This window comes from Shewanella baltica (assembly GCF_900456975.1).
Taxonomy (GTDB): domain Bacteria; phylum Pseudomonadota; class Gammaproteobacteria; order Enterobacterales; family Shewanellaceae; genus Shewanella; species Shewanella baltica.
This window is the reverse complement of sequence record NZ_UGYM01000002.1, coordinates 3,168,579-3,191,584: the sequence shown is the minus strand read 5'-3', so window position 1 is coordinate 3,191,584 and position 23,006 is coordinate 3,168,579. Positions and strand designations below refer to the sequence as shown.

The following is a 23,006-nucleotide window of genomic DNA, read 5'->3' as shown; positions in this document are numbered from 1 at the left end:
CATGGCTAAGGCTAAGTGCAACTGTCCACCGGCCGGAGCACCGATGTGGTTGGCGACCTTTGCTGACTTGATGTCGCTGTTGATGTGTTTCTTCGTGTTGTTATTGTCATTTTCCGAAATGGACGTAATGAAGTTTAAGCAGATCGCGGGCTCAATGAAGTATGCCTTTGGTGTGCAAAATAAGGTGGAAGTCAAAGATATCCCGAAAGGGACGTCTGTTATTGCCTTAGAATTTAGACCAGGACGTCCCGATCCCACGCCGATTGAAATTATCAACCAGCAAACCAATGAAATGACGGAACCTGTATTGGATTACCAAGCGGGTGAAGACGACAGTGCTGGCGGCGTTCAGCAGCAAAGTGGTTCTCAGCGTGGTGGTGAAGCCACTGCAACGGCGCAGGAAGTGGCCGATGCGGTTAAAGCCGAAGCGGCAGCGGCGCAGGATAAGATCAATCAAGAAGTGAAGAAGATGGCGCAGGAGCTCAATAAAGAGATCACCGATGGTGCGATTGAAATTGAGTCCTTAGGTCAGCAGATTATTATCCGTATCCGTGAGAAGGGCGCATTTGCCTCTGGTTCGGGCTTCCTTCAACCACGATTTAAGCCTGTGGTGCGCTCTGTTGGCGAACTGCTAAAAGATGTGCCGGGGATTATTACGGTATCGGGTTACACGGATGACATGCAAATCAGCGATGAGCTTTATAGCTCTAACTGGGATTTATCCAGTAAACGCGCTGTGGCTGTGGCTCACGAGTTGGTGCAAGTCAAAGGCTTTGATTCTAAACGGATGAAAGTGGTTGGCATGGCGTCTAACAATCCGATAGTGCCAAATGATTCACCGGAGAATCGTGCCCGTAACCGCAGGGTGGAAATTGCCATTGAGCAAGGTAAAGCGAAGGAATCTGATGAGATTCAGGTCGGTAATTCGCCTTAGGTAGCTTGGTACTCACTGCATCTAAAGCCGCAATCCTGTTGCGGCTTTTTTATTGGGCGAATGTGGACTTTCCCTTTTTTTGCTAACGCTTTGTGCATCAAAGCGCTGTGGTTGATTTGAATCTATTTGGGCCTTACGCCAATCGCAGAGAGTGTGTTATCCCTAAGCTTCCTTCAACCTTACCTCAACGACTTATCTCACATAATTCATTTCAAACCACTCATTTTAATCAGGGCAATTCAAACTAAGTGGATAGGTTTAGTGACATTATTCCAACCGAATTCGCTTAAAAATCCCGCCGTGACTTAATCACTAATACGCCATTAATCCGCCATGAATGTGGCTTGTGTGGCTGTTTGCGATGCGCGCTGAAACTCGCATTTTTAGGTCGCTTGGGTATATAATCCCCCGATTATTCTTTTAACCAATTTTGCTGTTTTAAAATTGCCCGCGGAAATCCCATGAAGTTTATTGTAAAGCTGTACCCAGAAATCATGATGAAGAGCAAACCCGTAAGGATGCGCTTCACCAAAATGCTCGAAACCAACATACGTAATGTACTCAAAAAAGTCGACGAAGACGCTAAAGTTCAACGTCAGTGGGACCGCATTATGGTAATGGTGCCAAAGGATAAGCCTGAATTGGCCCAAGCCTTCGGTGAGCGTCTGGCGTGTATTCCTGGCATTGCACACGTAGTGCAAGTGGATGAGTACAGCTTTGAATCTGTGGACGATATTTATCAGCAAGTCTTGCCTGTTTACCGTGACCAACTCGCGGGTAAAACCTTCTGCGTGCGAGTGAAGCGCACTGGCGATCACGATTTTAATTCTATCGAAGTGGAGCGTTACGTCGGCGGCGGCTTAAATCAGTTTACCGATGCTTTAGGTGTGCGTTTAAAGAATCCAGATATTACCGTTAACCTTGAAATTGAACGCGATAATCTTTACATGGTCACTAAGCGTATTGAAGGCTTAGGTGGCTTCCCGATGGCGACGCAGGAAGATGTGTTGTCTTTGATTTCAGGTGGTTTTGACTCAGGTGTGTCAAGCTATCAGTTTATCAAAAAGGGCGCGCGTACCCATTATTGCTTCTTTAATCTGGGCGGCGCGCAGCACGAAATTGGCGTTAAACAAGTGGCCTACCATTTGTGGAAAACCTACGGCGAATCCCACAAGGTGAAGTTTATCTCTGTGCCTTTTGAGCCTGTGGTTGCTGAGATTTTAGAGCGTATTGATAATGGCCAAATGGGCGTAGTGCTGAAGCGTATGATGATGCGCACTGCGGCGCGCATTGCAGAACGTATGGGTATTCAAGCCTTGGTAACCGGTGAAAGTTTAGGTCAAGTATCTAGCCAAACGCTGACCAATTTAAACGTGATTGACCGCTGTACTGAGCTGCTGATTTTACGTCCGCTGATCGCCATGGATAAACAAGACATTATCAACGAGAGTCGTAAAATCGGCACCGAAGATTTTGCCAAGTCTATGCCAGAATATTGCGGCGTGATTTCGCAAAAGCCAACGGTTAAAGCGGTATTAGCGAAAGTTGAAGCGGAAGAGAAGAAGTTCTCTGAAGATTTGATTGATAAAATCATCGCTCAGTCTGTCACTATTGATATCAGGGAGATCGCAGAACAAATGGATACTCGGATTACTGAGACTGAAACGGTCGCCAGTATTGATACCAACCAAGTGGTCATTGATATTCGCGCCCCAGAAGAAGAGGAAAGCAAACCGTTGCAAATTGAAGGCATTGAGATCAAACGTATCCCATTCTTCAAGTTAGCGACTCAATTTGCCGATCTCGATAAGCAAAAGACTTATTTGCTGTATTGTGAGCGTGGGGTGATGAGTAAATTGCAGGCATTGTACTTAATCGAGCAAGGCTACACGAACGTCAAAGTGTATCGCCCATAAATCCAGGCAAACTTGCCCACTGACACGTCTTGTCAGTGGGAAGTGCCATAGGTCTAGGATACAAAAAAGCCGCATATTAATGCGGCTTTTTGTTAGGTCTTGGGTTGAAAACCTGAATTAGTGTTGTCTTATAAGCTATTAGGCTTAACGATCTGCTGATTTGATGCGACATCATCTGTGGCAATCAATAGCGTGGCTTCTTGCAGCACTTCTTGGTGCATTTTATTCATTGCAGCGGTTAAATCTGCAGTGATACTGGCTTGTAAGTCGCTAGTATCGATGACGATTTCGTCAACGAGTACATTAGCACTGGCATTTAAGCTGAGTGCTGAAATTATCGCTAACGCAAACGCTGATTTTAAATTAAACATAGTCGCCTCCGGGCTGACAAAGTAACGCTGTCAGACATTCCCATCACCAACTTTGAGATTGTCCAACTAGGGTGTTTCATAGATATAAGTGTTTCGTGGATACCGCTGTTTCAATGGCGCAAAATTTAACCAAAATCACTGGCCTTTACAAACGATTAAATGTAACAATACGGATTAGAAAAACTAATTAAAAAACGAGACTGAGATCACTATGTCCAGACGATTACCACCGCTTAATGCGGTTAAAGCATTTGAGGCAGCCGCGCGGCATTTGAGCTTTACGCGCGCAGCAGAAGAATTGTTTGTTACACAAGCTGCGGTGAGCCATCAAATAAAGGCATTAGAAGATTTCCTCGGATTAAAATTATTTCGCCGAAAGAACCGTTCTTTGCTTTTAACCGAAGAAGGGCAGAGCTACTTCCTCGACATCAAAGACATCTTTATTCAACTCGCCGATGCTACCGACCGATTACTCGCCCGCAGTGCGATTGGTTCTCTGACGGTCAGTATGTCGCCCAGTTTTGCAATTCAATGGTTAGTGCCGCGTTTGGCAAAGTTCAGTGAGAAAAATCCCGATATCGACGTGCGTATTAAAGCCGTCGATACCGAAGCGAGCTCATTAACCGATGATGTGGATGTCGCCATTTATTATGGTCTAGGCAATTGGCCTGGTCTGCGCGCCGATAAGCTCAGAAACGAAGTGCTCATTCCTGTGTGTTCGCCCATGTTGCTCAACGGTCCTAAGCCGTTGTCAAAACCGAGCGATTTAAAATATCACACGCTATTACATGATATGAATCGTCACGATTGGCAGGCGTGGTTTAGACAATGTGGGATTAACGATATTAATGTGAACCAAGGCCCCATCTTCAGTCATTCGTCCTTGGTATTGCAGGCGGCGGCCCATGGTCAAGGCGTGGCTTTAGGTTACAGCGTACTGGCGCGTCCCGATATAAAAGCGGGGCGTCTTGTGTGCCCATTCCAAGAAGTCTTGGTCAGTAAAGATGCTTACTACTTGGTTTGCCAGCAGAATCACGCTGAACTTGGTAAGGTCGTCGCATTTCGCGAATGGATGTTAGATATGTTTGCTGAGGAGTCGCGTAGTGAGTTGTTGCCCGGATAAGCCAAGTTATGTATTAGAGGGTGAGCCTGCGAGCACAATGATTTTATTAGCCCACGGCGCGGGCGCTAACATGGACTCAGAGTTTATGCAGGCCATGTCGGCGGGGCTTGTGGCTAAGGGCTACCAAGTGATGCGCTTTAATTTTCCCTATATGCAGGCTAATGCCGTCGATGGCAAACGGCGTCCACCGGACCGCGCGCCTAAATTGCTCGCGTGTTTTACACAGATGCTCGATATCGCTCATTCACAACCTAAGGTCGAGCGTGTCGTACTGATGGGCAAATCTATGGGCGGACGTATGGCAGCGTTATTAGCCTGCGATCCTGCATTAGCGGCGCACATCGATAGAGTCATTTGTTTAGGTTACCCCTTTGTGCCACTTAAAGGCGGCGAGCCTAGATTGGAACCTTTGAATGAATGCCAAGTCCCAGTATTAGTCGTACAGGGCGAGCGTGATAAGTTTGGTGGCAAAGAGCAGATCCCAAATTGGCCCTTGAAGGCAGAGATAGGATTGGCTTGGATAACCGACGGTGATCATAGTTTTGTCCCAAGAAAGTCGTCAGGCACCACTGAAGCGGCTAACCTTGCACGTGCCATTGATTTATCTAGCGATTTTATTGGTTAGCTTAATGTTGAGCGAATGAATGTTGAATGAGTTAAGCCCATTCCAGCAGGAGAGTTAAATGCGTAAAGGTCTATTGTTACTCGCCGCCGTGAGCGGATTTTTAGCCGTCGCCTTAGGGGCTTTTGGTGCCCATGGTTTAAAAGCAGTCGCACCACCGGATTTGATTGACGTGTTTAATCTTGGGGTGCAATACCATTTCTACCATACCTTCGCCTTAATCATGGTTGCCTTTTCGGGCCAATGGTTAACCTCACGTTTATTGGACTGGTCGGCGTATTTGTTTATTGCAGGCATAGTGCTATTTTCTGGCTCATTATACGGACTGGCATTGTTCGGCACTAAGTGGCTTGGCCCTGTCACGCCAATGGGCGGTGGGTGTTTCTTACTCGGCTGGTTATTATTTGCTGCCGCGGTATGGCGCCATAAAGTGATTGACGGTCACGAGTCTTAATCTCGAACGTTAAGTGTGAGTTAACAGGCTTAGGGCGCACCTAAGCCTTTTTTATTTCTCCAATCGCAATTCAAGGTTCCGCAGTAGGCAAATAGGGCATTTGTGGATTGAAATTGGTATACTGACGCCCAAATCGATAGTCAGCCAATGCTTTGGCTTGGATTTCTCAGGGATCCCCATGAAAAACCTATTTTTATTTTGCCGCGCAGGCTTTGAAAAAGAATGCGCTGCAGAAATCCAACAGCGAGCCGGTGAGCTCAATGTGGGTGGCTTTGTTAAGGCCAATAATAACGACGCCTATGTCGTGTACCAATGTTTTGAGGATGACGCCGCAGATACGTTAGTGAAACAACTGCCTTTAGATTCGCTCATTTTCGCTCGCCAGATGTTTGCTGCCAGCGACTTATTAGTCGACTTGCCTGAAAACGACAGAATTAGCCCAATCGTGGCGGCACTCAGTGACGTCAGCAAAGCGGGCGAAGTGCGGGTTGAAACGCCAGACACTAACGAAGCGAAAGAGCTCTCGGCTTTTTGCCGTAAGTTCACTGTGCCTTTACGCCAGCATTTGAAAAAATCCGGCAGTTTGCTCGCGCAGGAAAATCCAAAACGTCCGATTATCCACGTGTGTTTTATCGGACCCGGGCGTGCCTATGTGGGTTATTCCTACAGTAATAACAGCTCGCCACACTTTATGGGGATTCCACGTCTGAAAATGGCGGCGGATGCTCCGAGTCGTTCTAGCCTAAAACTCGATGAGGCCTTTGGCCAGTTCGTGCCGAAGGAAGAGCAAGAAGAGCGTATTCGCAGTGGCATGAACTCAGTGGATTTGGGCGCTTGCCCTGGTGGCTGGACTTATCAACTGGTGCGTCGTGGCATGTTTGTCTCGGCTGTCGACAATGGCCCCATGGATGAGAAACTCATGGAAACGGGCCAAGTGAAACATTACCGTGAAGACGGTTTCCGTTTCGAGCCACAGCGCAAAAATATCTATTGGCTAGTGTGCGACATGGTTGAGAAACCAGCGCGTGTTGCTGAACTGATTGAAGCTTGGGCGATTAACGGTTGGTTTAAGGAAGCGATTTTCAACCTTAAATTACCGATGAAGAGCCGCTATAAAGAAGTCACTGCCATTCTTGAGACCATGCAGACCATTCTTAAAGAGAACGGCGTGACCGATTTTAAAGTGCAGTGTAAGCATCTTTATCACGATCGTGATGAAGTGACAGTGCATTTATGGCTGCGTCCTAATACCGCGTGGAATTAATTCCTGCGATAACTCTGCAGTGATATTGACGTCGTTACTCGCGTACGTTACTTAGGTACGCTAATACGCTAATACGCTAATACGCTAATACGCTAATACGCTAATACGCTAATACGGTAATCGTCAGGCGGGTTTAAAAGCCACGCAGTTTTAAAGCCATGCAGGTTTAAAAGCCAGATAACAAAAAGCCCCAAAGGAGACTTCGGGGCTTTTTCATGTTTACTCATTTGAGTTTCAAGCGCTTACTTCTTATGAAGCTTAAGCTTGAACAAGCGCGTTATAGACTCGTCTTAAACGCGCTCAGCATTGCGATCACAGACGCTCAAGAACCGCTTGAGTGAAGTCAGTCGTGCCGTGAGTGCCGCCTAAATCGCGAGTGGTACGGTCGCCTTCTTCGATCACTGCAGATACCGCTTTACGGATTTGCTCAGCTTTGTCAGCCATACCTAAATATTCGAGCATCTGGATAGAGGCTAAAATTACTGAGGTTGGGTTTGCAAGGTTTTTACCAGCGATATCCGGTGCACTACCGTGAACGGCTTCGAAAATCGCTGCATCACGGCCAATGTTTGCCCCTGGTGCCATACCTAAACCACCGACTAAACCAGCACACAGATCCGATAAAATATCACCGAACAGGTTGGTCGTTACGATCACATCGAAGTTTTCTGGGTTCATCACTAACTTCATGCACGTTGCATCGACGATCATTTCTTCAGTCTTGATGTCTGGGTAACGTAGGCTCACTTCACGGGCCACTTTCAGGAACAGGCCTGATGTTGACTTCATGATGTTGGCTTTGTGCACGATAGTGACTTTCTTACGGTTTTCTTTGCGAGCTAGTTCGTAGGCAAAAGTGGCGATTTGCTCGGCACCTTGGCGAGTCACGATACTGGTCGCTTCTGCCGTTAAACCATCTTCAGACACTTTTTGGCCATAGCCAGAATACATGCCTTCAGTGTTTTCGCGCACAGTGATGATATCGATATTTTCGTAACGAGCTTGAGTGCCTTTGAACGAAATCACTGGGCGTACGTTAGCGTACAGGCCGAATTTTTTACGTAAAGTCACGTTGATAGAGGTAAAGCCTTCACCTACTGGCGTCGTCAGTGGACCTTTCAGTGTGATACGGTTTTTTTCGATTAATTCTAAGGTGCGCGGTGGGAGTAACTCGCCTTGCTTTTCGAGTGCAGTCAGGCCGGCATCGGCAAATTCATATTCAAAATCACAGCCCGCTTTATCGAGAATTTTTAAGGCTGAATCAATAATACTTGGGCCAATTCCATCACCTGGAATTACGGTTATCGTTCTTTTTGACATGGAGAAGTCCTTCCACGGTTCGTCGTTACTGCAATTGTCTGCCCCAGCGTTAACTGGATAGCAGGACTATGAATTTGGTATTTTTTCTGCCTATTATTTTAACCATCTTTGGTCAAACTTCACAGGAAATAGTGAGCAATATCACGATTTTTTATGTGGTATAACTTGTAAAAATACTGGGTTCTCACCATGATGGAGAGTCAATGGTTAAAAAAGTCTACTTTAGTCTAACAAATATATAAAAGAGGAAGACATTGAAGTTAATCCCTATCACATCTCTGGTGCTGTTATCCCTTGGAATATTGCCAGCAGTGCAGGCTGAAACCAGCACTAAACCGCTCACCCTCACAGACATCATGCACTTTGAATCCCTTGAAAAGCCGGTTATCGCAGATAAGGGCCAAGTCATCGCGGTCGAGTCTGCGCCCGATCGCGGGGATAGTCACGTCATTGTGAAAAATGTGCTGTCGCAGCAAAGTTATCAAATCGCGGGTGGGTCAGATCCTTTAGTGAGTCACGATGGCCGCTTTGTGGCTGTGGTGGTCAAACCGAGTTTGCTTACGCGTGAAACGAGTGATGCCAAGGCGAAGAAAAAACTCAAATCTGACATGGTATTACTTGATACCCAAACGGGCACTCAAACCCGCTTTGAGCGCGTGAAGGAATTCGTGTTCAGTGATGACGGTAAGCATTTGGCAATGTGGTTTGAGGCCGATGAAGAGTCTAAAAAAGATGCTGAGCCTAAAGCCAGCGAAAAACTCGCTGAAGCAGGCACACAAACCCCAGCGAAAGCCGATAAGCCAAAGGTTGATAAGTTTGACCAAGGCCGCCGTTTTACTTTGCTTAGTTTAGACTATCAAACCCAGCGCATCGATGTTGAGCAAGTGACTGGTTATGTGTTTGATAAGGCGAGCCGCCGACTTGCATTGGCGGTGAATGATATCGCCAATAAACAGCATCAATTGCAGTTAGTGGATTTACGTACCCACCAAAAAACCGTCGCTTTTGACTCGCCTAGCCAACAGGTTGGTGCGTTAGCGCTGGCTAAAAATGGTCGTTGGCTGGCGTTTACGCAGGGCAAAGATAGCGAGTTGCCCTATGGTCGAAGCTATCAGTTATCGCTGGTCGATTTGCAATCGGGTAAAATCAGCAAAACTCCTGAGTCACCCGAGTGGAAACTTAATCGCTACACAAGTTTAAGCTTCTCATTGGACAGCGAACGGCTGTTCTTCGGCCGCGTGCCAGAGGTGAGCCAGCAGCTTAGTTTGCAGAAAATCTCCGAAGAAAAAGACCTGTTCGATGCCGATATTGTTACCGGACAGCGCGGTCTTAAGGTGTGGCATGGTGACGACCCACGGATTAAACCCCACGAAATCAAGCAATATGATGATGAGCAAAAACGCACTTACCTTGCGGTATTGCATTTAGGCTCAAATAACGTGGTGCAGCTTGGCGATAAAACCGTGCCAGATGTGACCATTTCACAACATAAGCGCTTTATGTTGGCGAGTTCAGATTTGCCCTATCGCAAGATGGCGACGTGGGCTGGCTTCTATCAAGACTATTATCTGGTCGACATTAACACTGGCAGTAAGGTGCCTTTTTTGACTCAGCAGCCGAGCGATGCCGAGCCAAGTTTGTCGGGTAACGGTAAGTATGTGGCTTATTATCAGCAAGGTAATGTGTATCTTTATGATATTGCTGAGGCCCATCGCACTAACCTGACAAGATCATTAAAGGTCAGCTTTGCCGATGAAGACCATGACTATCCATCGAGCGCGCCGGGATACGGTTTTGGCCCTTGGCTGAAAGATGACGCTGGGTTCTTGGTTTACGATAAATACGATGTCTGGCAGTTTAATACTGAATCTAAGGCAGGTTTTGCCTTAACCGCAGGTAAAGGGCGCACCCAGAAAATTCAATATCGTCTTGAGGGCTTAGTCGATAATCCCGATGAACCGACTGAGCTTGCCTATAACGCCACTGTGTTACTCCACGGTTATAGCGATAAAACTAAGGCCGATGGCTTCTACCAAGCGACGCTCGGCGCAGCGGGCGTGAAAACGCTGATGCAAGGCGAGTATAAGTTGACTGTGTTAGGACGCAGTAAAGACGCAGACACTATCGTGTTTTCTAAGGAGCGTTTCGACTTATTCCCCGACTTGTATACCGCTAACTATAGCGCCCCGCAAAATGCGCTTAAGCAAACGGATTTAGATAAGCAACGCCAAGCGTTTAACTGGAGCAAAGCCGAGTTAGTTCACTGGACGAATGGCGATGGTAAGCCGTTAGATGGCGTGCTGATCAAGCCGACCAATTATCAAGCGGGTCAGCGTGTTCCTGTGTTGGTTTATTACTATCGTTTTATGACGGATAGACTGCATGCCTTCCCGCAGATGAACATTAACCACAGACCTAATTTTGCTTGGTATATCAATAATGGCTATGCGGTGTTCCTGCCTGATATTCGCTTTGAAATTGGTTACCCTGGTACGAGTTCGGTGCAAGCGCTCACCTCAGGCGTGCAAAAGCTGATTGAGATGGGCATTGCCGATCCCGATGCTATTGGTCTGCAAGGTCATTCTTGGAGTGGTTATCAAACGGCGTTTGCCATCACTCAGACTAAGATGTTTAAGGCGGCGGTCGCGGGTGCGCCTGTATCGAACATGACCAGCGCCTACAGTGGCATTCGCCATGGTACGGGTATTGCGCGTCAGTTCCAGTATGAAACTGGACAGAGCCGTATTGGCGCGAGTTTGTTTGCCGCGCCACAAAAATACATTGAAAACTCACCAGTATTTTACGCTGACCGTATTCAAACGCCTTTGATGATCATGTTTGGTGATAAGGACGATGCGGTGCCTTGGGAACAAGGTGTTGAAATGTACTTGGCCATGCGCCGTGCGGGTAAAGATGTGGTGTTCTTACAATATGAGGATGAGCCGCATCACTTGAAAAAGTACCCGAATAAGCTCGATTACAGCATTCGCATGATGCAGTATTTCGACCATTATCTGAAAGGTAAACCCGCGCCAGAATGGCTCAGCAAAGGCGAAGCCTATGTCGAGTACAAGGCTGATGATGAATAAGCGACTGGTTTAGCTTATTGCTATCGCACTGAGTGACCTAGGTATGCTATCACTAAGACGTTCAGTTGGTTAATTATGAAAACAAAAACGCCACCGATTAGGTGGCGTTTTTATTTAGATGTCAGTCGTATTTATTTACTGCTCAATGTCTCGTGGGCGGAAGTGAGCACAGTGTCTGTGCCCGCATCGAGGTATTGCTTATAGGTATCTTGGCCCCAAGCAATCAACTTATCATTTTCAAAAATAAGCGGGGTACATTCCTCTTTGGTCGTCACACCGTCTGATTTCTCATGGTGAGTGCGATAAAAAAGCACCTGTAACTTGGCTTCCTTGACGGCTTTTGCCTCTGAAAAGTCGGCCTTACCGAGCAATTCTTTTACTGAACCGATATTTTGCCCTAAGGTTAAATCGTTCATCTTCTGGCTGTTATAGGCCTGTCGGTCCTCCCAATTCATGTCTTCTGGCGTTGGTTCATAAACCAGTACAACCACAGCGACAAAGGCGACGTAGGCGGCAAAAATACTACCAATAATTACTGAAACTTTTGATTTCATTTATAGTTATTCCTTTACCTCATTAAATGAGTCACTTGAGCACGTCCATAAAATACGCTTTTGTTGCGCTAAGGTAAATGCGTTAATTGCAACTTTGTGTTAACAGAAGTTTAGTCTTGATTGATGGTTTTTTCAGGTGGGGAGTCAATCACGCGAAAGTCTTTCAAGTTGATATTGAGTGGTAGGTCCGTTTGTAACTGCGCCAGCTTATAACTCAGCCTCGCCATCTCTTTGCCCTCGGCGAGCTTCTTCGCTTGTTTAGCGCCTAGGTTAGATAATGAGGAGAACAAGGTCGGTAAGCTTCTAAAGGTTTTCAATAACTCGGCTGCCGACTTAGGGCCTATGCCCGCAATACCAGGAATTTTATTACCGCTGTCGCCCGCTAATGCCATCAAGTCGAGAAATTGGCTGCGCTCAACACCAAGCTTTTGTTCCAATGCCGCAATATCGAGGTACTGCTGATTAAAGTGATCCCATTGACTAATTTGGCGATGATTAAGCTGACTAAAACCTTTGTCGGTGGACACAATTATGGCTTCACCTTGCGCTTTGGCGGTTTTTATCGCCAGTGTCGCAATCACATCATCGGCCTCGGCGGCGGCATAAATAGAGCCAATGTGCATTGCGGTTAAGTGGTCTTGCAGCGCAACTAAACCCTGCGCCAGTGGTTCTGGCATAGGTTTACGACCTTTTTTGTAATCGGGATAAAGCTGTTTACGCCATGAGATCTCATCACCGTCCCACACAATAGCCACATGGGTAGGGCGATGCACCCGCAGCAGTTTAGTGCACGCCGAACTGACGCGCTCTGTGAGGCTTTGCATATCTGTTTCATCGGGGATCGCCGCGTAAATGCGGCGAACCAAGTTGAGACCATCGATGATTAAAAACTTGTTCATGGGGTGTCTTTGTTTCGCTCTCTATTTCACTATTTGGTAGCAAGGAATATAAGCGCTTCCGGGAAGCTTCATTCTCTGCTGTTGCACAAATGCACTCAAGAGCTTATCCATCATATCCATGAGTTTAGGATCGCCCTTCAATTGGAAGGGACCATCGCGCTCTATGTGCTTGATTGTTTCCGACTTGACGTTACCCGCCACTATACCCGAAAACGCTTTGCGCAGGTTGGCGGCAAGCTCGGCTTTATTGGTTTGGAAGTGCAAGTCCAAGTTTGCCATCACCTCGTGGCTCGGGACAAAAGGTAACTGGAATTCAGATTCAATCTTCAGTGCCCACTGATATTGGTAAGCATCACCCGTTGAGCGGCGATAGGCTTTCACCTGCTCCATGCTTTTCTTCATGATACGCGCTACTTCAGTGGGATTATCTATGATGATTTGATACTTTTTCTGAGCTTCAGGGCCTAAGGTTGAGGCGATAAACTCATCAATCTTAATGAAGTAATCGGCGCTTTCAGTGGGGCCTGTGAGGATCAGTGGGAAAGGGGTTTCTTGGTTTTCTTCGTTGAGTAAGATACCTAAGATATAGAGCAACTCTTCCGCCGTGCCAGCACCACCTGGGAAGATAATAATGCCGTGACCTAAACGCACGAAGGCTTCGAGGCGTTTTTCAATATCGGGCAAGATCACCAGTTCATTGACGATTTGATTCGGTGGCTCGGCGGCAATAATACTTGGCTCAGTCAAACCAATATAACGGGCATTTTTCATCCTTTGTTTGGCATGACCTATGGCCGCACCTTTCATCGGGCCTTCCATCGCGCCAGGACCACAGCCAGTACAAATGTCCAATTCCCTCAGGCCAAGTTGATAACCTACCTCGCGGGTATATTGGTATTCGATGGCATTAATACTGTGCCCGCCCCAACAGACGACGACGTTAGGGTCTTTCATGGGGGCAATCGCCCGCGCGTTACGTAAAATATCAAACACCACATTGGTGATATGGTGGGCGTTGGTCAGATTAATGTGTTTGAGCGAGTCGTATCTGTCGCTGATATAGAGGATGTCGCGTAAGACTGAGAACAGATGTTCTTGAATGCCGGTGATTATTTGGCCATCGACAAAAGCTTGTTCAGGGGGATTGACCAGTTCTAATTTAACACCGCGTTCCCGTTGTAGGACGTGGATGTCGAAATCATGGTATTGCTCGAATAGGGCTTTAGAGTTGTCGGTTTTTAAACCCGCGGCAAGTACTGCTAAGGAGCAGTTGCGGTACAGTTGATATAGCGTGCTTTTGGCACTTTTTTTGAGACGATCAACTTCAAGTTGCGAAAGCTGATCCATGCTGCCTTTAGGGCTGACTTTTACTATCATTTACCACTCCTTCGTCATGACAGGAGTGATTAGAGGAGGCGTATAGTGGGGCTCAATTATACGTCAATCACAACCCTGTCTCTGCTTTCGTGTTTCGCTTTGTAGAGTGCTGCATCGGCGCGTTCGAAGGTCTCATGTATGAGCTCACTTCCCATAACTTGCGCAGCCCCTATAGATACTGTAACTGTAATTCTCTGATTTTTAAATTTAAATGGAATATTTTTTACTTTCTCGCGCACTCTGTTTAAAAGTTGAGCGATATCGGCAGGTGCTACATCGGGTAATAACAGGACAAATTCTTCGCCACCATAACGGGCAACAAACTCTGTATCGCGTAGCGAGTTTTTCAATGCCATCGCAATCACCTGCAGGGTTTTGTCGCCCGTGCTGTGACCAAAGCTGTCGTTGATAGTTTTGAAATGGTCGATATCGGCAACCGCCACCCACAGGGGAGATTTATGCCGTTGATAGTTACGGTATTCAAGCTCCATGCGCTCTTCTAACGCGGCACGGTTAGGCAATTGAGTTAAGCTGTCGAGCAAGTTAAGTTTTTGCTGTTCAAACAAACGCTCTTTGTAGGTGTTTGCCTCGTTACTTAATTCATTAAGCTCTTTGCGCATCGTCTCCATCGATTTACGCAGTAAGGCTTGTTCTCTTTGCTCTAAGGCTTCTTTTCGGGCCAATGCCGAACGAATGGAGTTAAGTTGCTCAGTCAATTGGGCTTTAAGATCGACGACATCTTCCACATCGATAATGATTTCACCGGCGTTATCGACGCGGGTGTTGATCTCACGATTCAACTGGGTCTTGAGTTGAAAGCTGCGTTGATTGTGGTTGTAAGATTCACTGACCACTTCACGCACTGCGGCTAAGGCATCGTTTAGAGCAAACAAAAACTCTTGCGATGCCGATTTCTCGCGGGCGATGTTATCAAGTAATAACGCTAAAATGGTTTGGTAGGCTTCGAGCAAGCTATCAACTTCAATCTCAGAAGAGAGCACTTCTTTGATCACTAAGACTTGGTCACGCTGATCTTTACGAAACTCGATTTCCGAAATCATCTGCGCCAGCTCATGGGCTAGCTGCCTGTGTTTTGGCAAGACATCGAGTTTTTCAGATTCGTTAAATTGTAGCTGTAATATGGTTTCGTAGAAGCCGATGATTTGCTTAACTTTAGGAATATATTCCCAAACTGTGTGAAAAGGTTTAGCCAGATCTTGTTTGAAGTAATTGACTTCTTTTTTGAGTTTTTCAGGTGCAGAGTTAACGCGTTGGATCTGACGGATCACCTGTGACAAACCCGTACGACTCTCTTCGAGTTGTACCATCACATGGTGATATTGGCCTTTTAGTAGGCGCTCGACATCGACTAATTCTGGCAATGCCTCATCGACTCGCTCAAACGTATTTAAGTTATGGCGAAGTTTGGCGAGTTTATTATCTAGCTCAAGATTTTGCCCTTTACAGGCGAGGCTTAAGTGACCAATAAATTGCAGTAATGTCTGTAACTTTGCGTTTCTGTCTTCATTTACTTCATCGAGGGCAAGTTTGGCCGAATGAAGTTTCTGTTGCAGCAATGCAAGTTGTGAAACGGTAGCGCTCGAATCCTTCATTCTGAGTGTTGTCCTAACTCTGCAAGGCTAAAAAACATGACGATCCTATGTCCAGATTAGCTGTTAACTCATATGATACTAATGTTATAACACTGGGCGTAGAGTGCAAATGCGATTTACCTATGACTCTGTGATTAATTGCTGATATTGATCAAATATTTTCCAGTAATTGCCTATCTTGGTTATTTTCCCAGCAAGGCCAGCGAACATCCTCTTTATTTCCGTTGGTATCTAATCTGATTAACCCGCGCTCAATGCCTTTTTCAAGGTGTAAAAATAACGGATTGGCAAATAAGCTTAGAGGGACAAAGTCGAGTGCTCTGAGGGCGACAAAATAATCGTTATTGCCCTCTAAACTGCGGGCACAGGCGAGCGCCATCTGCACGGTTTCGAACTTTAATTTCGCGGCCATTTTGATTTCTGATTTTGCTAACAGTGGCAAGTTGGCAAAACCAAGACGGAAATGATGGACGATGTGCTGTTGGTCGAGTTTTTGGCGTATCTGGCTGAGCACGTGCGTTGGTTCAACGGCTTGGGTGAAACGCACTGCAAATACCCCTTGGCGTATCACATACACAGGTGCTGTGAGCGCATCGGTTAGATGAGTGGCCAGTTGCGCCGTGACTGCATCACTAAAATATTGGCCATAGTCGAGATCGGTCGTGAGCTGGGCGGGGAAGGCGATAATCCCTAGGGCAGTCGTCGCCGCTTGAGTTTGATTATAACTTAAGTGCGCTAATAGCGCCGCATAGCCTAAGTTATGGGTGAAGGGCTCCTGTAGGCTCAGTTGGGTTAATGCGGCGTTTTTTGCCATGGTTTTGCGGCGATGATGCAACATATACGCAATCACCAGCAGCAAGAGTCCGGCAATCAGGCAGCAGATAAGCAGTAGCGTGTGGGTGCTGTTACTTTCCTTCACTGTCTCGGCAAGTTTTCCCTGAACCATGTTGAGCTCAAGTTTGAGCTGTTGCTCCGCAAGGGCTGAGGTCGGCACTGGTGAGTCTTTCTCTTTCTCTGCAAGGGTGTTACCTAGCTCTATGATACGGGTTTGGGCATCGATGGTTTTGGTTAATTCCCCTAATTTTTGCGACGCCGAGGCAATCAGTGTGAGGGCTGCTTTTTGTTCATTGACGAGTTTTAAGTCGATAGCCAATGCCAATGCGATATCGGCATGGGTCATCATCAACGGCCAATCTTGGTTAGTTTGCGCGATTTCGCCAATTAAGAGTTCGTTATAAACCTGATAATGATGGCTTTGTTTTTCTTTGAATATTTGATTGGCCATCAGTAAATATTTTAGGGCGTTAACATTGTCATTAATATTTGAGTAGGCTTGCCCAAGATTGTGGAAATTAAGGCCTTGGGCAATATAGTTACCGCGTTTGGCATCTAATTGCTGGGCATTAAGGTAGTAATCAATCGCTTTATTCCAATCCCCTTGTTCGCCATAGACCATAGCGATCACAGTCATACAGCTTGAAAGATAGGTGTCATTGCCCATTTTTTTAAAACCGGCAGCGGCTTCGTGGGCATTTTTAAGGGCTTCATCCCACTGCTTTAAATCGCGATATACCTTAGAAAGTTGCAATTGCAGATTGGTTTTCATCGCCGGGTAATTAGAGCGATTGGAGATCCTGATCGCTTCACTGTAATGCTGCAATGATTTGGTGAGCTGCTGATTAAAATTGTAATAGAACCCCAGTCTTGCTTCAGCCGCCGCGATTAAGTAATCGTTTCTGAGCTTATAGGCAATGTCGCGGTATGTATGGAAGTGCATCAGCGCCGGTACTTCTTGGCGGATCAATAAATGTAAGCCGCCTAAGTGCTCATGAATATTGTGCTTAAGAATCAATGCTTCGATGTCATAACTGTCGTTGATGCGAGTGAGCGCTTCGTTATATAGGCCAATCGCTTCTTGATATTTCTGTTCGGTACGGCCAAGGTAACGACCATTCAACATGGCGACCATAGCAAGTTCGTAGGGCGATTGCGCTGCAGTAGATAAGAGTTCAATCAAGCTTTTTGCGTCTTGAAAACCGACCTTAGTTTTCACGTTCGGCTCCATATTCAGCCGAGTCAGCAGATACAAAATCTGTTCAAATTCGATTGGGCTGTAGCCTTGTTCTTGGGCTGCACGCTCAAATTGGTCACGGTTTTGGAACGCAAGGGGGAAGGAAATGGATTTGTTGAGTACATCATACATTTGCTGTGGCGATTCTCTTAACTCCACCTCATCAGCTTCGAGATCTCGGCTTTGAACGCTAAAAGGCAGTGACAGCAACAAAGTAAATAAAATAACCGTGAGTTTTTGCATTTGAACTGTGATTCCTCATTCCTTAAGTCAAGGAACTTATTTTGTTAGCTTTTGTTAGCGCCTAATGAGGATGCTACATCGACTTGTTATACTTGGAAAAATCATAAGAAGCATAATAACAGAAGGAAGCAAGAGTGAAACCCAACAGATTATCAATCTTGATATTAAGTGTATTATTTTCGGGCCAAGTATTGGCCGATGTGAAATATCAAATCGACCTCGTTAAACCCGAGCATCATATCGCCCAAGTGAGTGTAACTTTTCCTGAAGTGAAGACCACAGATTTTACGGTCAATCTGCCAGTGTGGCGCACGGGTAAATATCAAGTATTGCCTTTGGCCGACGGTGTGCGTTTATTTAGCGCTAAAGACAATCAAGGTCATGAACTCCCATGGAAACGTACGGCGAGCGGTGAATGGCAAGTCGCGCTCACGCAGCCAACCAGCGTGACGGTTAGTTATCAGTTGTATGCTAATGAATTAGGCCAAAGGGTTCGCCATATTGATGCGAGCCACGCGTATTTAGATGCCAGCGGCGTGTTCATGTATAGCCCGCAATTTCGCTCTGAGCCTGTATCGGTTCAATTGAACGTTCCTGAAACGTGGCAAAGTTACTCGGGTATGGCTTCAGGCACGCCAGCGCATTCTTTTATCGCGCAAAATTACGATGTGTTAATTGATTCCCCTATCGAAACCGGTGTGAGCACCCATAAGCCATTCAGTGCTAATGGCAAAAACTATGAGTTGGTATTTTGGGGTGAGGGTAACTATGACGCCGATAAAGTCGTTAAGGATTTAACGGCATTAAGTGGTCAAGCAAAGGCGATTTGGGATGATTATCCCTTTGATCGTTATGTGTATATGGTGCATGCCACCAGCGGCGCCAGTGGCGCGACAGAACATTTAAATTCTACGGTTATCCAACTGCCGCGTTTTAGTTTCCGTGAACGCAAGGATTACCTACGCTTTATTAGCACAGCATCCCATGAGTTTATCCATACCTGGAACGTAAAGGCCTATCGTCCTGCGGGACTTGTGCCCTATGATTATCAGCATGAAAACATGACGGAATTACTGTGGATGGCCGAAGGCTCTACCAGTTATTTTCAAGGCCAGTTACTGCTGCGTGCTGGGGTGATGACGCCTAAAGAATTCCTCGAAGACTTAGCTAAACGCGTTGAGAAAAACCAACTCAACCCTGGGCGTGAAACTCAATCTGTTGCCGAGGCGAGTGCAGGAGAGTGGAGCAGTACGGGCGGTGATTATGCGATTAATCACAGTGTGAATATCTATTCTGAGGGTTACTTAACCTCCTTAGCGTTAGATTTCTCGCTGCTCCAAGATACTAAGCTAAAGCATTCATACCGCGATGTGCATCGCCGTTTATATCAAGATCACCGTGTGCCAAAGGGCTATGGGGTTAGTGATGTGCAGCATATCCTTAAGGATTTATCCGGCAAAGATTATGCGCCTTGGTGGCAGGCAAATGTGAATAGCCCGATGAGCTTAGATTTCCCTGAGTTGTTATCGCAGGCTGGGTTAGCAATGTCCTATGGCAAAGATTCAAAAGTCGAGGCATTTGCCGGCATGACGTTAAGCAGCGCCCATGGCTCTTTAGTGTTGGATCAAGTACTGCGTAATGGCCCAGCGTGGCGAGCGGGTATCGTCGCGGGGGATGAAGTATTAGCGATTAATGGTCTTAAGGTGACTGTTGCGGGTTTTGATAAGCGCATTAAAGACTTTAAGACTGGCGATAGCATCGAAGTAACATTATTCAGCAACGATAAAATCAAACAAGTTAAGCTCATCCTTGGGGAGCAGCAAAGCGGTAAGTTAGTGCTTAAGGGCGATGCGAAAGCGACTAAACAGCAAAAAGCCTTCTTCAAGGCTTGGTTAGGCATTGATTGGCCGTTTAATAATAAAGGCGAGCTAGTGTCTAAAGCTAATGATTAAATTAAGTGGCACTCGGCTTGATGCGATTAAGCCGAATATCTTAACTTTAGGCGTTTAACTGTCATAAAAAAGGCGCCCACTCATTTAGAGGGGGCGCCTTTTGTTATTCTGTATTTCAACTCATTCATACGAGAATACGAGTGAGTCGCAGATTTAGTTTAACTAACTCGCTGAGGCTTAAACTTGTGCTTCTTCGAGTCCACCTAGTGCTGCAACGAGTGCATGCATCAAGGCGACTAACTCGCTGCCCATTAAGGCAAAGTCTGCATCTAAACGTGCCATAGGGTCGTCTGTGCCCACTTCATCGTTACCCGCTCTAAATTCTTCTGAGAATTTAAGGCGTTTAACGCTGGCATCCGATTGCAATAATAGTGCAATCGATTGGCCGAAATGCAGTGCTAACTTGTGGACTTGCTTACCTGTTGCGAGGTGAGCTAAGACTTCATCTTCTTTTAAATCCTGTTGCTTGAAACGCACAATGCCGCCTTCATCCGCTTCGGATTTAAGTTCTGCTTCATCTTGCATTTCAAAAGGTAATGGCGCGCTGCCAAGTTTTAACCATTCGGTTAAATTGGATTCGACTGGCGCTTTAAAGCTCAATGGGATCACCGGCAAACTACCGAGCGCTTTACGTAATAACGCTAACAGCTCTTCGGCTTTAGTGGCACTTGAACTGTCGACAAGGATCATTTCCAGCTCTGGCAAAATCAAAGCATGGGTTTGGCTGCGGCGTGAAAAAGCGCGTGGCAGTAGGCTAGTAATGATTTCATCTTTTAGCGCATCTTTTTCTTTTTTCGCCATCTTACGATTTTCTTCATCTTCAATGAGGGCGACTTTTTCTTCTAAGGCTTCTTTGATGACTTGGCCTGGGAGAATTTTCTCTTCTTTAGTTACACAGATCAGATGGCGATTGTCGGCACTGTGTACCAAGGAGCTGCCTTTCTTGCCTAAAGCATTAGAGAAACCAAATTTACTGACATCTTGGCTTGAGCACGGAGAGAAAGTGAAATCGGCCAACGCAGTTTCTAGCGCTTCGGTTTCGACGGCAAAAGGTTTATTGAAACGATAAAGAGTAAGATTTTTAAACCACATAAGAGGCGCTCATTGAAAATTAAAGTGGCAGTTTACGGCATAGTTTGTGCGGGGTAAACCTGTGTTCGATAGCTAATTTCTAGCGGCGGATCAGAATTCATTAAACTGTAACATAAGAATTAGCTCAGCTGCAGGCCGCATTTTTACTGGGTTTATTGCCAAGCTTAGCGTCAGTTTTTTTACCTCGCGCACTAAACGGTCACAATTGAAATAAAACTGAAACACATTCATTGCACACTTTCGGTCGTTCCAAACCAATAACCAAGACGAACATAACGTCGAAAGGATTAAATGATGAACGTTTTTTGTAAAACTCTACTTGCTTCTGCGCTAGCTTCTGCAACTCTGGCTTCAGCTTATGCCGCTGAGCCACTGACTGTTTATGGTAAGTTGAATGTCACTGCTCAATCAAATGATGAGAAAGGTGATGCTACAACAACTATTCAAAGTAATGCTTCTCGTTTTGGTGTGAAGGGTAATTTCGAACTGTCTAGCTCGCTGGAAGCGTTCTACACAGTTGAATACGAAGTTGATACAGGTGCTGCGACTAGCGACAACTTTAAAGCACGTAACCAATTTGTTGGCCTAAAAGGCGCATTCGGTTCGTTCTCAGTTGGTCGTAACGACACGCTGTTAAAAATCTCTCAAGGTAACGTTGATCAATTTAACGATTTATCTGGCGACTTAAAAAGCCTGTTCAAAGGCGACAACCGTTTAGGTCAAACTGCGACTTACTTATCTCCATCAATCAGCGGTTTCGTATTCGGTGCGACTTATGCTGCTGAAGGTGATGCTGACCAACAAGGTCAAGACGGTTTCAGCTTAGCCGCTATGTACGGTGACGCTAAACTGAAAAAATCACCTATCTATGCTGCTATTGCTTATGACTCAGATGTAAAAGGTTATGAAATCCTACGTGCATCGGTTCAAGGTAAAATCGCTGATTTAACCTTAGGTGGTATGTACCAACAACAGGAAGAGACGTATAAAAACGCGCTACCTGTAACGACTGATAGTGTTAACGGTTACCTGTTCAGCGCTGCCTATGATATCGATGCTGTTACTTTGAAAGCACAATATCAAGACATGGAAGACAAAGGTGATTCATGGTCAGTAGGTGCTGATTATGCACTGGCTAAACCCACTAAAGTCTTCGCTTTCTACACCAATCGTTCGTTAGAAGCGTCTACTGATGATGACAAATATATCGGTGTTGGCTTAGAACACAAATTCTAAATCCAGTATTAAGATTCAATTAAGGAGGCATATTGCCTCCTTTTTTATTGCTATAAACAAACAGTTATATAAACTTATTATGACAAATATTACTACTATATGGCTCAAACGGCGTGCTAATTCATAAATCTGTAATAAAAATGACTAATAATAGCCGTGTTGACATTCACTGACAGAAAATCACTTATGACTGCAAGGATATTGATAGTAGAAGACGAGTTAGCTATCCGCGAGATGCTGACTTTTGTAATGGAACAGCATGGGTTTACGACCTCTGCGGCGGAAGATTTTGATTCGGCCATTGCGCTGCTAAAGGAGCCTTACCCCGATCTGATTTTATTGGATTGGATGTTTCCTGGCGGAAGTGGTATTCAATTGGCGAAACGCTTGAAGCAAGATGAGTTCACGCGCCAAATTCCGATCATCATGTTAACTGCCCGCGGTGAAGAGGAAGATAAAGTCAAAGGTCTCGAAGTCGGCGCCGATGATTACATCACTAAACCTTTCTCCCCTAAAGAACTTGTCGCACGTATTAAGGCCGTATTGCGTCGCAGTGCACCGACTCGTTTAGAAGAAACCATTGATGTGCAGGGCTTAATGCTCGATCCTGTGAGCCACAGGGTGAGCGTAGGCGATACTGTATTAGATATGGGCCCAACCGAATTTCGTTTATTACACTTTTTCATGACCCACCCAGAACGTGTCTACAGCCGCGAACAGCTGCTCGACAATGTGTGGGGAACCAATGTGTATGTTGAAGACAGAACCGTTGACGTGCATATCAGACGCCTTCGTAAAGCCGTTGAAGAGTCTGGTCACGACCGCTTGATCCAAACGGTTCGTGGCGCAGGTTATCGTTTCTCTACACGCATTTAG

At 45.9% G+C, this 23,006-nt stretch carries 18 protein-coding genes; 10 read left to right on the top strand and 8 right to left on the bottom strand.

Annotated elements, in window-relative coordinates; translation table 11 throughout:
* The first annotated feature begins 1 nt into the window (after position 1).
* Positions 2-934 (top strand): flagellar motor protein MotB, encoded by a 933-nt coding sequence (locus tag DYH48_RS14425; RefSeq protein WP_006080886.1) that lies wholly within the window; start codon positions 2-4, stop codon positions 932-934.
* Between the two features lie 461 nt (positions 935-1,395).
* Positions 1,396-2,850 (top strand): tRNA uracil 4-sulfurtransferase ThiI, encoded by a 1,455-nt coding sequence (gene thiI, locus DYH48_RS14420; RefSeq protein WP_115335185.1) that lies wholly within the window; start codon positions 1,396-1,398, stop codon positions 2,848-2,850.
* Positions 2,851-2,978: 128 nt separating this feature from the next.
* Here the strand turns inward: thiI and DYH48_RS14415 are convergent, their stop codons facing one another.
* Complete coding sequence (locus tag DYH48_RS14415; protein WP_115335184.1) at positions 2,979-3,221, bottom strand: hypothetical protein; 243 nt, start codon at positions 3,219-3,221, stop codon at positions 2,979-2,981.
* 211 nt (positions 3,222-3,432) lie between these two features.
* On the opposite strand from DYH48_RS14415, the gene DYH48_RS14410 reads away from it, so the two are divergent.
* From DYH48_RS14410 to rlmM, 4 genes are all read left to right on the top strand, one after another.
* A complete protein-coding gene (locus DYH48_RS14410; protein WP_006080889.1) occupies positions 3,433-4,344 on the top strand; it encodes a transcriptional regulator GcvA in 912 nt (303 codons plus the stop codon).
* The gene (locus tag DYH48_RS14405; RefSeq protein WP_115335183.1) at positions 4,325-4,969 is read left to right on the top strand and encodes an alpha/beta family hydrolase; all 645 of its coding nucleotides are present in this window, start codon (positions 4,325-4,327) and stop codon (positions 4,967-4,969) included. The genes DYH48_RS14410 and DYH48_RS14405 overlap by 20 nt, the downstream gene beginning before the upstream one ends.
* A 58-nt stretch (positions 4,970-5,027) precedes the next feature.
* A complete protein-coding gene (locus DYH48_RS14400) occupies positions 5,028-5,420 on the top strand; it encodes a DUF423 domain-containing protein (RefSeq protein ID WP_006080891.1) in 393 nt (130 codons plus the stop codon).
* A 178-nt stretch (positions 5,421-5,598) separates the two neighbouring features.
* On the top strand, positions 5,599-6,684 hold the full coding sequence (gene rlmM / locus DYH48_RS14395; protein ID WP_011846285.1) for a 23S rRNA (cytidine(2498)-2'-O)-methyltransferase RlmM: 1,086 nt from the start codon (positions 5,599-5,601) through the stop codon (positions 6,682-6,684).
* A 312-nt stretch (positions 6,685-6,996) separates the two neighbouring features.
* On the opposite strand, the gene DYH48_RS14390 is transcribed toward rlmM, so the two are convergent.
* On the bottom strand, positions 6,997-8,004 hold the full coding sequence (locus DYH48_RS14390) for an isocitrate dehydrogenase (RefSeq protein ID WP_006080893.1): 1,008 nt from the start codon (positions 8,002-8,004) through the stop codon (positions 6,997-6,999).
* Between the two features lie 254 nt (positions 8,005-8,258).
* Between DYH48_RS14390 and DYH48_RS14385 the strand changes: the two genes are divergently transcribed.
* Positions 8,259-11,093, top strand: a complete 2,835-nt coding sequence (locus tag DYH48_RS14385) for a S9 family peptidase (protein ID WP_115335182.1) — start codon at positions 8,259-8,261, stop codon at positions 11,091-11,093.
* A 131-nt stretch (positions 11,094-11,224) separates the two neighbouring features.
* Here the strand turns inward: DYH48_RS14385 and DYH48_RS14380 are convergent, their stop codons facing one another.
* The 5 genes from DYH48_RS14380 to DYH48_RS14360 all read right to left on the bottom strand — a co-directional run bounded on the left by DYH48_RS14380 (position 11,225) and on the right by DYH48_RS14360 (position 17,850).
* Entirely contained in the window at positions 11,225-11,647 is a 423-nt protein-coding gene (locus DYH48_RS14380; protein ID WP_006080896.1) for a DUF3192 domain-containing protein, read from the bottom strand.
* A gap of 110 nt (positions 11,648-11,757) precedes the next feature.
* Positions 11,758-12,546: a flap endonuclease Xni gene (xni, locus tag DYH48_RS14375; protein ID WP_071939126.1), complete on the bottom strand. Its 789-nt coding sequence runs from the start codon at positions 12,544-12,546 to the stop codon at positions 11,758-11,760.
* A 21-nt stretch (positions 12,547-12,567) separates the two neighbouring features.
* The gene (gene ppnN, locus DYH48_RS14370; RefSeq protein WP_115335181.1) at positions 12,568-13,923 is read right to left on the bottom strand and encodes a nucleotide 5'-monophosphate nucleosidase PpnN; all 1,356 of its coding nucleotides are present in this window, start codon (positions 13,921-13,923) and stop codon (positions 12,568-12,570) included.
* A 56-nt stretch (positions 13,924-13,979) separates the two neighbouring features.
* Positions 13,980-15,536: a GGDEF domain-containing protein gene (locus DYH48_RS14365; protein WP_011846289.1), complete on the bottom strand. Its 1,557-nt coding sequence runs from the start codon at positions 15,534-15,536 to the stop codon at positions 13,980-13,982.
* Positions 15,537-15,687: 151 nt separating this feature from the next.
* On the bottom strand, positions 15,688-17,850 hold the full coding sequence (locus DYH48_RS14360) for a tetratricopeptide repeat protein (protein WP_115335180.1): 2,163 nt from the start codon (positions 17,848-17,850) through the stop codon (positions 15,688-15,690).
* Between the two features lie 134 nt (positions 17,851-17,984).
* Here DYH48_RS14360 and DYH48_RS14355 point away from each other — a divergent pair, with 134 nt between their 5' ends.
* Positions 17,985-19,802 (top strand): M61 family metallopeptidase, encoded by a 1,818-nt coding sequence (locus tag DYH48_RS14355; RefSeq protein WP_115335179.1) that lies wholly within the window; start codon positions 17,985-17,987, stop codon positions 19,800-19,802.
* Between the two features lie 177 nt (positions 19,803-19,979).
* Here the strand turns inward: DYH48_RS14355 and rdgC are convergent, their stop codons facing one another.
* A complete protein-coding gene (rdgC, locus tag DYH48_RS14350; RefSeq protein WP_006080902.1) occupies positions 19,980-20,894 on the bottom strand; it encodes a recombination-associated protein RdgC in 915 nt (304 codons plus the stop codon).
* 291 nt (positions 20,895-21,185) lie between these two features.
* Here rdgC and DYH48_RS14345 point away from each other — a divergent pair, with 291 nt between their 5' ends.
* Together DYH48_RS14345 and phoB are read left to right on the top strand one after the other, a co-directional pair.
* Positions 21,186-22,130: a porin gene (locus DYH48_RS14345; RefSeq protein WP_011846292.1), complete on the top strand. Its 945-nt coding sequence runs from the start codon at positions 21,186-21,188 to the stop codon at positions 22,128-22,130.
* A gap of 186 nt (positions 22,131-22,316) precedes the next feature.
* Entirely contained in the window at positions 22,317-23,006 is a 690-nt protein-coding gene (phoB, locus tag DYH48_RS14340) for a phosphate regulon transcriptional regulator PhoB (RefSeq protein WP_006080904.1), read from the top strand.